General features: G+C 66.7%; 10 protein-coding genes and 1 riboswitch. Of the genes, 5 read left to right on the plus strand and 5 right to left on the minus strand.

The window, feature by feature from the left end:
• Position 1 precedes the first annotated feature (1 nt).
• Positions 2–853 carry a polyamine aminopropyltransferase gene (gene speE / locus AB4059_RS06930; protein ID WP_498977932.1) on the plus strand — a complete coding sequence of 284 codons (852 nt, stop codon included), beginning with the start codon at positions 2–4 and terminating at the stop codon, positions 851–853.
• On the opposite strand, the gene AB4059_RS06935 is transcribed toward speE, so the two are convergent.
• Positions 850–1,188, minus strand: coding sequence for a P-II family nitrogen regulator (locus AB4059_RS06935; RefSeq protein WP_498959198.1), 339 nt, complete (start codon positions 1,186–1,188; stop codon positions 850–852). The genes speE and AB4059_RS06935 overlap by 4 nt on opposite strands.
• 152 nt (positions 1,189–1,340) lie before the next feature.
• Between AB4059_RS06935 and ubiK the strand changes: the two genes are divergently transcribed.
• The 3 genes from ubiK (at position 1,341) to AB4059_RS06950 (ending at position 3,595) form a co-directional block, all read left to right on the plus strand.
• Positions 1,341–1,604 (plus strand): ubiquinone biosynthesis accessory factor UbiK, encoded by a 264-nt coding sequence (ubiK, locus tag AB4059_RS06940; protein ID WP_498979025.1) that lies wholly within the window; start codon positions 1,341–1,343, stop codon positions 1,602–1,604.
• 10 nt (positions 1,605–1,614) lie between these two features.
• Positions 1,615–3,123 (plus strand): YifB family Mg chelatase-like AAA ATPase, encoded by a 1,509-nt coding sequence (locus AB4059_RS06945; protein ID WP_498977934.1) that lies wholly within the window; start codon positions 1,615–1,617, stop codon positions 3,121–3,123.
• A 64-nt stretch (positions 3,124–3,187) separates the two neighbouring features.
• Entirely contained in the window at positions 3,188–3,595 is a 408-nt protein-coding gene (locus AB4059_RS06950) for a nuclear transport factor 2 family protein (RefSeq protein ID WP_498977936.1), read from the plus strand.
• 24 nt (positions 3,596–3,619) lie between these two features.
• On the opposite strand, the gene AB4059_RS06955 is transcribed toward AB4059_RS06950, so the two are convergent.
• From AB4059_RS06955 to AB4059_RS06965, 3 genes are all read right to left on the minus strand, one after another.
• A complete protein-coding gene (locus AB4059_RS06955) occupies positions 3,620–4,486 on the minus strand; it encodes a DUF5694 domain-containing protein (RefSeq protein WP_498977938.1) in 867 nt (288 codons plus the stop codon).
• A gap of 92 nt (positions 4,487–4,578) precedes the next feature.
• Positions 4,579–5,595, minus strand: a complete 1,017-nt coding sequence (locus AB4059_RS06960) for a ribonucleotide-diphosphate reductase subunit beta (RefSeq protein ID WP_498977940.1) — start codon at positions 5,593–5,595, stop codon at positions 4,579–4,581.
• Complete coding sequence (locus tag AB4059_RS06965; protein ID WP_498977943.1) at positions 5,592–7,994, minus strand: ribonucleoside-diphosphate reductase subunit alpha; 2,403 nt, start codon at positions 7,992–7,994, stop codon at positions 5,592–5,594. Before AB4059_RS06965 ends, AB4059_RS06960 begins: the two co-directional genes overlap by 4 nt.
• 185 nt (positions 7,995–8,179) lie before the next feature.
• A riboswitch (cobalamin riboswitch) is annotated at positions 8,180–8,390 on the minus strand.
• A 90-nt stretch (positions 8,391–8,480) separates the two neighbouring features.
• Here AB4059_RS06965 and AB4059_RS06970 point away from each other — a divergent pair.
• The gene (locus AB4059_RS06970; protein ID WP_498977945.1) at positions 8,481–10,220 is read left to right on the plus strand and encodes a potassium/proton antiporter; all 1,740 of its coding nucleotides are present in this window, start codon (positions 8,481–8,483) and stop codon (positions 10,218–10,220) included.
• On the opposite strand, the gene AB4059_RS06975 is transcribed toward AB4059_RS06970, so the two are convergent.
• A complete protein-coding gene (locus AB4059_RS06975) occupies positions 10,203–11,387 on the minus strand; it encodes a putative peptide maturation dehydrogenase (RefSeq protein ID WP_498977948.1) in 1,185 nt (394 codons plus the stop codon). The two genes, AB4059_RS06970 and AB4059_RS06975, sit on opposite strands and share 18 nt — an antisense overlap.
• Positions 11,388–11,459 lie beyond the last annotated feature (72 nt).

An 11,459-nucleotide genomic window follows, 5' to 3' on the forward strand; every position in this document is an offset into this window, starting at 1 on the left:
GATGACCGAACCCACCTGGATGTACGAGAACTTCGAACCCGCCGGTTCGGCCATCGGTTACCGCATCACGCGCAAGCTGGACGAAGTGCAGTCGCCCTTCCAGAAGATCGAAATCTTCGAGAGCACCGACTGGGGCAACGTGATGCTGATCGACGGCGCGATGATGCTCACCACGCGCGACAACTTCCTCTACCACGAGATGATGTCGCATCCGGCGTTGTTCACGCATGCCAATCCCAAGCGCGTGGTCATCATCGGCGGCGGCGATTGCGGCACGCTGCGCGAAGTGCTCAAGCACCCGGGCGTCGAATCGGCCACGCAATGCGACATCGACGAGCAGGTCACGCGCATGGCGGAGAAGTGGTTCCCCGAGCTGTGCGATTCCAACAACGACAAGCGCGCCGAACTGCTGTTCGACGACGGCATCGCCTACATGGCCAATTGCCCGGCGGGCAGCGTGGACATCGTGATCGTGGATTCGACCGATCCGGTCGGCCCGGCCGAAGGCCTGTTCAACAAGGCCTTCTACGCCTCGTGCTTCCGCGCGCTGAAGGACGACGGCATCCTCGTGCAGCAATCCGAGTCGCCGCTGGTGCTGCTGGAGCTGATCAAGGAAATGCGCGGCGAAATGGGCAAGGCCGGCTTCACGACCTTCAAGACGCTGCCCTTCCCGCAGCCGTGCTACCCGACCGGCTGGTGGAGCTGCACGCTGGCGCGCAAGTCCGGTGGATTCGATTACCGCGCGGTGGATGCGCGCGCGAAAACCTTCAAGACTAAGTACTACACGGCCGACGTCCACCAGGGCGCGATGGCGTCGATTCCGTTCGTGGCCGAGGCCCTGGGCGACGCTTAAAGCGCGTCGCCGTCCAGCTCGCCGGTGCGGATGCGCACCACCTTGTCGAGATCCCAGACGAAGATCTTGCCGTCGCCGATCTTGCCCGTGCCGGCGGCCTGCATGATCGCTTCGACCACCGCGTCGACCTGGTCGTCGGACACGGCGACCTCGAGCTTGATCTTGGGCAGGAAGTCGACGACGTATTCGGCGCCGCGATACAACTCGGTGTGGCCTTTCTGGCGCCCGAAGCCCTTGACCTCGGTCGCGGTGATCCCCGCCACGCCCGCCTCGGACAGCGCCTCGCGTACGTCGTCCAGCTTGAAAGGCTTGATGATCGCCATGACCATCTTCATCACATCGTCTCCATGTCGCGTGCCCGCAGCATAACCGCGCCGGGACCGGCTGTAGGAAAATACCCACGGCCCGCCGCTTCTTTTCCTGATGGCGGCCGGCCCGGAAGTTGGACAAGCTCGCGTAGCCCGAGGACTTGAGGACAATGAGCGCCATGATCGACCTGGATAAACTCGACGACCTCGCGCGGCGCCTCAGCAGCCTCGTCCCCCCCGCCCTGCGCGAGGGACGCGACGAGCTGCAGGAGAACTTCAAATCCGTCCTGCAGACCGGCTTGTCCAAGCTCGACCTCGTCACCCGCGAGGAATTCGAAGTGCAGCGCACCGTGTTGCTGCGTACGCGCGAGAAGCTGGACGAACTCCAGCGCACCGTCGCCGATCTCGAAGCGCAGCTGGATTCGCCGGCGCCGCGCCACTAGCGGGTTGCCCATGGGTTTGTCGCTCGTGCACACGCGTGCACGCGTCGGCGTGCGCGCGCCTGCCGTTCGCGTGGAAGTGCATGTCGGCGGTGGCCTGCCGTCGCTGACGGTCGTCGGCCTGCCGCATGCGGGCGTGCGGGAAGCCAAGGATCGCGTGCGCGCCGCGCTGCAGTGTTCGCAATTCACCTTTCCCGACGGGCGCATCACCGTCAACCTCGCGCCGGCGGACCTGCCCAAGCGCGGCGGACGATTCGATTTGCCGATCGCGCTCGGGATCCTGGCCGCGAGCGGGCAGTTGTCGAACGAGGCCTTGCGCGACGTCGAGTTCCTCGGCGAACTCGGGCTCACAGGGGAACTGCGCGGCGTCGACGGCGTCTTGCCGGCCGCGATCGAGGCGGCACAGGCGAATCGACGCCTGATCGTGCCGCAGGACAACGGCGGCGAAGCAGCCCTCGTTGCGTCGGCGGATGTCCGCGTTGCGCGCACCTTGCTGGAGGTCTGCGCATTGCTGGCCGGCGAGAAATCCTTGCCGCGCGCCGAAGCGGTCGCCGTCGTCGAACGCCACGCGCCGGATCTGCGCGACGTGCGCGGGCAATGGCGTGCGCGGCGTGCATTGGAGATTGCGGCCGCGGGCCAGCATCACCTGTTGTTCGTCGGCACGCCCGGCTGTGGGAAGACGCTGCTCGCCTCGCGCCTGCCGGGGCTGTTGCCCGAAGCGAGCGAGGTCGAAGCGCTCGAGTCCGCGGCGGTCGCTTCGATCAGCGGCCGCGGCGTCGACGTCGCGCGCTGGCGCCTGCGTCCGTTCCGCGCGCCGCACCACACCACCAGCGCGGCCGCGCTGATCGGCGGCGGCCCCGATGCGCGGCCGGGCGAAGTCTCGCTCGCGCACAACGGCGTGTTGTTCCTCGATGAGTTGCCCGAGTGGGGCCGCCACACGCTGCAAGTGCTGCGCGAACCACTCGAGTCGGGGTCGGTCGTCGTTTCCCGCGCGGCCTCCCGCGCGGAGTATCCGGCGCGTTTCCAACTCGTCGCTGCAATGAATCCCTGCCCCTGCGGCTGGGCCGGCGATCCGAGCGGCAAGTGCCGTTGCCTGCCCGAGGCCATCGACCGATATCGCGCACGCGTGTCCGGTCCGCTGCTCGATCGCATCGACCTGCACGTCGACGTACCGCGCGTCCCACCCGACGCCCTGCGCGAGGAGGCGCCGGAAGGCGAACCGAGCGAACCGGTGCGCGCCCGCGTCGTCGCCGCCCGCGCGCGACAACTCGCGCGCGCCGGTCTTCCCAACGCCTTGCTGGATCAGTCGGCGACGAACGCGACCTGCCGCCTCGCGCCGCAGGACCGCGCCTTGCTGGAACGCGCGATGGTCGCCTTCGACCTTTCCGCGCGATCGCTGCATCGCATCCTGCGCGTGGCGCGGACCATCGCCGACCTCGACGACAGTGAACACATCGTCACGCCGCACCTGTCCGAAGCGATCGGCTACCGCACCCTGGACCGTGGCGCGCCGGTCACCTGAGTTTCACTCCGTCCGAAGGTTGCCGCTGCTACACCTTCGCGCTCCCGCGATCGAGAACCGTGCCATGCCAGAGACCGACCAGGACCTGATCGCACTGGAAAAACGCTTCTGGCAATCGATGGTCGACCGGGATACGGACGTCGCCCTGGGCCTGTTGGCCGAGCCGGCGCTGATGGTCTCCAGCCACGGCGCGATGCAGTTCGACCATGCCGGCTATCGCAAGATGGCCGAAGACCCGCGCCACGCGCTCAAGGCCTTCGACTTGTCGAACACGCGGGTGCTCCGCCCGTCCGACGACGTGGCCATCGTCACCTACGAAGTCGACCAGACCACGACGATGTCCGATCGCGAAGAACGCGTGCGCATGTCCGACTCCAGCACCTGGGTGCGCCGCGACGGCAAATGGCTGTGCGCGATCCACACCGAGTCGGCGATGACCGAAGCTCCGGTGAAGGAAATGCGCGGCCACTGACGCAGCCGCGCACCTGCGTCGCCGTCACTTGGCCGGCGCGTCTTCCTTCAACCAGCGCTGCGTGTCCTGCACGCGATACTTGCCCGAATCGGTGGCGAGCTGGCGCAACCAATTGCCGTGGCCTGCGCCGTACAGCACCAGCACGCGGTCGCCCGGTTCGGTGCGGCGCACGATGTTGTTGAATATGGTCAGGTTGCGGCCGTACCAGAGCATGTCCCAGTTCGCGCCGATCGGGTCGTCGGCCGTGCCGTAGAGGCCGATGCGGAAATACGCCTGCGCGTTCGCGCGCAACCATTCGGGCGAGTTGAGGCGCACGAGCATGTCGCCGATCGTGCCGTTGTCCAGGACGCGCTGGTCTTCGTCGTTCACCGCCTTGCCGATGGCGTCGTCCTGCGCGCGTTGCGCCTGCTGGCCATGGCGTTCGATCGCCTTGGGCCAGTCGATGCTCGCCTCATCCTTGATCGGCCCCATGTCGTTCCAGTCGACGGCGATCACGCCCTTCAACTTCTGGTCGCAGGCGATGCGGAAGCCGAGCTGCTCGGTTTCGTTGCGCGTCAGCGGGCGCTTGCCATGGCACGACTCGGCGAAGGTCTGGTCCAGCGTGTCCTGCTTGGTGGTCTCGGCTTCGACCATGATCTTCGTCGGCTTGAAGCGCGCGATGAGGCGCGCGACGTCCGCGATCTCGCGCTGGCGCTTGGCGCTGAGCACGTCGTCGGCGCGCGTGTTGTGCACGTCGCGGCCCGGGTTGTTCATGTGGAAGCTGCCGACGAACAGGAAGTCGGCGTCGGGTTGCGGGTCGGTCGCCGGCGCGGGCGCCGCGAGGCAGGCGGCGGAGGCGACCAGGGCGGCAGCGGCCAGCGCCAATGCAAAACGTCGGTTCACAGCACGCATCGATCGATTTCCTTTCTTCCGGGGCGGGGGGCTCTGGGGTCCGATGCGCGGGCGCCCGCCAGGGTTTACACACCTGACAGGCGCCCCGTGACTCAGAACGCGTGGTCGAACGCCACCTCGCCCTGCACGCCGACCTGGTAGGCCGAGACCCGCCGCTCGAAGAAGTTCGTGACTTCCTGCACATCCTGCAGGTCCATGAAGGGGAAGGGATTGCGCGAGCGCCAGTGCGGCGGCATCCCGAGTTGCGCGAGGCGCTGGTCGGCGCAGTACTGCAGGTATTCGCGCATGTCGCGGATCGACAGGCCCGCGACGCCGCCCGACAAGGTGTCTTCGGCGAAGGCGACTTCGCACTCCACGGCCTCTTCCATCATCGCGACGACCTGCGCGCGGAAGTCGGCATCGATCAACTCCGGCTCTTCCTCGCGCGCCGTGCGGAACACATCGAAGGCGAAGGCCATGTGCCCGCTTTCGTCGCGGAACACCCAGTTGGTGCCCGCCGCCAGGCCGTGCAGCAAACCGCGCGAGCGAAGGTAGTACACGTAGGCGAACGCGCCGAAGAAGAACAGGCCTTCGATGCAGCCGGCGAAGCACGCAAGATTCAACAGGAACTGGCGCCGCTGTTCCCGCGTCTCCACGCGCTGCAGGCTGCGGATCGACTCCATCCATTTGAAGCAGAACGCGGCCTTGCGCTGGATCGACGGAATGTTGTCGACCGCCGCGAAGGCGCGCGCACGTTCGGCCGGATCCGGCAGATAGGTGTCGAGCAGCGTGAGATAGAACTGCACATGCAGCGCTTCCTCGTACAGCTGGCGCGAGAGGAACATGCGCGCTTCGGGTGCGTTGATGTGCTGGTAGAGATTGATCACGAGGTTGTTGGCGACGATCGAATCGCCCGTGGCGAAGAAGGCCACCAGGCGTTCGACCAGATGGCGCTCCGCCGGCCCGATCTTGTGCCGCAGGTCGTTGAGGTCGAGCGAGAAGTCGACCTCCTCCACCGTCCAGGTGTTGCGCACCGCGTTGCGGTACATCTCGTAGAAATGCGGATAGCGCATCGGGCGCAAGGTGAGCTCGAAACCGGGATCGAGCAGCAGGGGACGGGCGGCACTCATTGGCAGGCCTCGCAGGATTCGGGATTTTCGAGCGAGCAGGCGATGGCTTCGACCGGCGTCGGCGCCGCGCCGACCGTCGTCTTCTGGATCTTCGTCGCCGGACGCGAGCGCAGGTAATACGTCGTCTTGATGCCCTGCTTCCATGCGTGCATGTACATCGACGACAGCGCGCCGATCGCCGGGCTTTCCATGAACAGGTTCAGCGACGCGGATTGATCGATGTACGCGCCGCGCGCGGCGGCCATGTCGATCAGCGCGCGCATCGGCAGTTCCCACGCGGTCCGGTAGATATCGCGCAAGGCTTCGGGAATCTCCGCGATGCTCTGGATCGACCCTTCCGCGCGCTTGATCGCATCGCGCAGTTCCGGCGTCCACAGGCCGAGCTTCTTCAACTCTTCGGCGAGGTAGCGATTGACCTGCAGGAAGTCGCCCGACAGCGTTTCGCGCTTGAACAGGTTGCTCACCTGCGGCTCGACGCATTCGTAGCAACCGGCGATGGAGGCGATGGTCGCCGTCGGCGCGATCGCGACGAGCAGGGAGTTGCGCAGGCCGTGCGTCCTGATGCGTTCGCGCAAGGCGTCCCAACGGTCGCTGGCTTCGGGCACGACATTCCAGGCATCGAACTGCAACTCGCCGACCGACGCACGCGTATCGGCGAACGACGGATGCATGCCCCGCTCCACCGCCAGTTCGCACGAGGTATCGAGCGCGTGGAAGTAGATCGTCTCGGCGATCTTCGTCGACATCGCGCGCGCCGCCTCGCCGTCGAAGGGCAAGCGCAGCGCGAAGAACACATCCTGCAGGCCCATGCAGCCCAGGCCCACCGGGCGCCAACGCAGGTTGCCGCGGCGCGCGGTTTCGATCGGGTAGAAGTTCAGGTCGATCACGCGATCGAGCTGGCGCACGGCCAACCGCACGGTTTCGGCGAGCTTGTCGAAATCGAAGCCGATCTCGGGATCGACGTGCCGCGCCAGGTTGATCGAGCCCAGGTTGCACACCGCCGTTTCTTCGGCGGAGGTGACTTCCAGGATTTCCGTGCACAGGTTCGACAAATGGATGACGTTCTGCGGCCGCAGCGTCTGGTTGCTCGCGCGGTTGCACTTGTCCTTGAAGGTCATCCAGCCATTGCCGGTCTGCGCGAGCGAACGCATCATCCGCGCGTACAACTCGCGGGCGCGGATCGTGCGCGTCGCCTTGCCCTGCGTTTCGGCCTGTTCGTAAGCACGTTCGAACGCATCGCCATACAGGTCGACGAACTCCGGCACCACGCGCGGATCGAACAGCGACCAGTCCGCATCCGCCTCCACGCGCCGCATGAACAGGTCCGGCACCCAATTGGCGATATTGAGATTGTGCGTGCGGCGCGCTTCGTCGCCGGTGTTGTCGCGCAGCTCGAGGAATTCCTCGACATCGGCGTGCCACGGCTCGAGATACACGCAGGCCGCGCCCTTGCGCTTGCCGCCTTGGTTCACGGCGGCGACGGATGCATCCAACGTCTTGAGCCACGGCACGATGCCGTTGGAATGCCCGTTGGTCGACTTGATCAGCGAACCGCGCGAACGCACGCGCGTGAAGCTCACGCCGATGCCGCCGCTGAATTTCGACAATTGCGCGATGTCGCCATAGCGTTGGTAGATCGACTCCAGCGAGTCCTGTGGGGAATCGAGCAGGAAGCACGAGGACAACTGCTCGTGGTTGGTGCCGCTGTTGAACAGCGTCGGCGACGAGGGCAGGTAATCCAGGTGCGCCATCGCGCGATACAGCGCGAGCGCGCCGGGCACGTCTTCGCCGAGCGCGCAGGCGATGCGCAGGAAGAATTGCTGCGGTGTTTCGATCGCTTTGCGCGTGCGCGGATGGCGCAACAAGTAACGGTCGTACAGCGTGCGCAGGCCGAAATAGTCGAAGCCCTGGTCGAGCAACGGGTCGATGGCGTCGTTGAGTTTGCGCGCATTGGCCTGCACGAATTCCAGCAGGCGGTCGTTGATCAGGCCCACTTCGTGCCCGCGCGCGATGGATTGCGAGAACGCGTGGATTTCCTGGCCCGCGACTTCCTTGGCGATCACCGCCGACAGCAGGCGCGCGGCCAGGCGCCCGTATTCGGGTTCTTCGGCGGTGAGCAGCGCGGCGGTGCGGATGGAGAGTTCGTCGAGCTCGCGCGTGGTCGCGCCGTCGTAGAGGCCGGAGATCGTGCGCGTGGCCACGCGCATCGGTTCCACCGAATGCAGGCCTTCGGCCGCGCGCGTCACCGCACGCACGATCTTGTTGAGGTCGACGGCTTCGGACGCACCGTTGCGCTTGGTGACGCGCATGGTGGTGGCGGTGGGCGGCGGCGTGAGATCGAATGCGGGTGCGACGGCGGCGGGCGCGACGGCCGATTCGGCGAGCGTGTCGTGTGACATGGGTGGCTCCGTGATGGCGCACCGGTGCCGATCGCTCCCTCGGCGATCGACAGTCGGACTCGGAACCACACGATGGGAAGGCGGCGTCGCAGCGATCGAGACACGCGCGCGAAAAAACGCGGCGGCCGGCCCCTGCGTCACCAGCCATCTCCCCCCGGAGATTCCGCGGCCGGCACCGCGCGGCGTGCATCGCGCGGTTGTCGGCAGGTCTTCGGGCTCGTGGACACGGTGCGCATGGAGCCGCACCACCTACTCGTCGCCGCTTCCCGGGGCCACCGCCCCAGTGCGTGCGCGACTTCGTTTCCACCTACCGCTGCGGGGCAGCGCCGGAGTTGGACCGGCTTCCCTTTTCATCCGCGAACCTTCGCCCGCGGAACCGACGACCACAAGATATCGCGCTTGGCGAGGTTGTCAATCGACGATGTTGGGGTCCGGCGGCAAGCGACCGCGACCGCTACACTCGTCGCCAGCCGACAAGGAGTCCGCTTGGAGCACCTGCACGCCATCGACCTGCGCCTGCTTTTCGGCGCGCTCCTCATCCTGGCGGGCATCGCTTCGTCGTTGCTCGCGCGCCGGTTCGGTGCCCCCTTGCTGCTGGTGTTCCTGTTGCTCGGCCTGGTGCTCGGCGAAGACGGGCCGGGCGGCATCAAGTATTCGGACCTGGGCTTCACGTATCTGGTCGGCTCGCTCGCGCTTGCGGTGATCCTGTTCGATGGCGGCCTGCGCACGCGCGCGGCGCAGGTGCGCGGCAGCGTGGTGCCCTCGGTGGTGCTCGCGACCGCCGGCGTGGTGATCACCGCCGCGCTCACCGCCGTCGCCGCGGTGTATCTGTTGCATCTGCCGTGGTTGGAAGCCTTGCTGCTCGGCGTCGTCGTGTCTTCGACCGACGCGGCCGCGGTGTTCTTCCTGTTGCGCGCGGGCGGCCTGCATCTCGAACGCCGCGTCAACGCAACGCTCGAACTCGAATCGGGCAGCAACGATCCGATGGCGGTCTTCCTCACGCTCGCGATGACGACGTGGATCGCCGGCACCGGCACGCACGATCCCTGGATGCTCTCGCTGCAACTGGGATGGGCAATCGCCGCGGGCCTGGTCGCCGGTTATCTCGGCGGGCGCCTGATGGTGTGGACGCTCAACACCTTCGAACTTCCACCGGGCCTGCATCCTTGGCTCGCGCTCGCCGGCGCGGTCGCGTTGTTCTCGATCACCAACCTGTTCCGCGGCAGTGGTTATCTCGCGGTGTACCTGGCGGGCATCGTCGTCGCCAACCGCCCGATGCGCGCGCGCAACGAAGTGCTGTCCGTGCAGGATGCGGCCACGTGGTTCGCGCAGTTGGTGATGTTCCTGTTGCTCGGCCTGCTGGCAACGCCGCACAAGTTGTTCGAAGTGTTGTGGCCCGCGCTCGGCGTCGCCGCCTTCCTGATGTTCGTTGCGCGGCCGGCCGCGGTGGTCGCGTGCCTGGCGCCCTTCGGGTATCGCCGGCAGGAAATCGCCTTCATTGCGTGGACGGGCTTGCGCGGCGCGGTCGGCATCTTCCTCGCATCGATTCCGCTGCTCGCAGGTTTGCCGAACGCGACGATCTATTTCAACGTCGCCTTCGTGGTCGTGTTCGTCTCGTTGATCGTGCAGGGCTGGTCGCTGGGACGCGCGGCGCACCGGTTCGAAGTCGCCGTACCGCGCGCGGACCCGAATACGCGCCGCATCCAGCTCGACCTCCCCGGCCAGCTCGAATACGACATGGTCGGCTATCGCATCGCCGCGGGAAGCGCCGTGCTGCGCGGCGCCGCCCTGCCCGGCCGCGTGCGCCTGGCGATGGTCGTGCGCGAAGGCCGCGTGCTGTTGCCCGACGACGCAGGCACCCTGCTCGCGAACGACTACGCGTACGTGCTCGCACCCACGGGCCAGGCACCGCGCCTGGATTGGCTGTTCGCCGAAGGCCGCGATGCACGCGCCGCCGAGCAGGACCTGTTCGGCAGCTTCACCTTGCCCGGCGATGCGCCGCTCGGCGAAATCGCATCGTTCTATGGTTTGCAGATCCCGGCGCGCTTCAGCGACGCAACCGCGGCGCAGTTGTTCGATGAACGCTTCGACGAGCAACCGCAGGTCGGCGACAAGCTTGCGCTCGGGAAAGCGGTGCTGGTCGTGCGCGCGTTGAAGGATGAGCGCGTGGCGAAGGTGGGGTTGAAGTTCGCGGGGGTTGGGGAGCGGTTACTCGGCGGGCGGTGATTCGCGCGGCCAGGCCTTGCGGTTCGGATCCAGCTCCGCGGTCGTCATCGCTTCGGCACGCAGACCGAATCCGCACACCGCCAACGGGCCTTCGATGTAGTGCACCAGCCCGAAGGCCTCTTCGATCTGGACTTCGTTGATCGCGGCTGTGATGCAGGCGCCCAGGCCGAGCTCGATCGCGCTGAGAAACAGCGTCTGCGACAAATGTCCGACATCGAGGATCGTCACCCGATAGGCCTTCGGGTGATTGCGGTATTTCCAGAAGTTGCGCTCGAACCGCGGCGCGAGCACGACGAGCACGTGCGCATCGGCGAACCATTGCTGCCCGCCCACCGCGTGCGACGCCAGTTGCGCGAGATCCTCGACAGGCGGCAGTGGTTGCAGCGCGTGGTCGCCCGGGCGGTAGTGATACAGGCCCGGCGCGATGCCCTCGACGTTCTGCACGATCAGATAGGCCTCGGTCGGATGCATCGCGCCGCCCGATGGGCTCGTGCGCTTGATGACCGAGAAGTCGTCGGTGGCCTGCACTTGCCCACGCGCGCCGAAGACGCGTTCGAGCACGTTGGCGAACTGCGCCTGTGGCAATGCGCGGGTCGTGTCGAAGTTGCGGCAGGTACTGCGCAGATCGAGGAGTTCGTCGAAGGCGGTGGGCGCGGCGCGCGCCAATGCGATGCGCGCCTCGGGCGGTCCGCGATCATGGAAGGTCGGCGGTGGCGGCCCGTACGCGGCGCGCAGGCCGGATGCGGTATCCACGCCCGCGTCGGCGATCTCCTGGACCGTGTCGATCCCCGACCAACGCGACGCTGCGTGCGACACTGCGGACAGCCCATGCCAATGCTGTTCCCGGAAGCGTGCGTCACCTTCGCGATGCGCCGCATCGCGTGGATCGTCGGTGACGACCAGGCCCTTCGCGATCAACACGTCGACGACCCCTGCCCCATGCGCGCCGATGAGTTCGGCGATTTCGACCCATTTTTCCGAACCGATGCCACCGACGACCTGCGCGAAGTCCGCGTCGATTTCCACCGGTTGCGGAAGGTGCGGCGCGTGCGCAAACCACTGCAAGGCCCGCACGACGCCCGTGCCGCCGCGCAGCAGATCGTCGAACTCGAAGAGCGCCACGTTCCTCGGCTCGAGCCACAGCACACCGCAACGCCTTGCCCGCATGTCCGCTCCCCGATCGAAGCTGGGACCTTAGGGTTGAGGGCCGGTGCTTGCAACCAACACCATTTGAACGTT

Origin of the sequence: Lysobacter sp. 2RAF19 (genome assembly GCF_052115395.1) — a bacterium.
Taxonomy (GTDB): Bacteria; Pseudomonadota; Gammaproteobacteria; order Xanthomonadales; family Xanthomonadaceae; genus Noviluteimonas.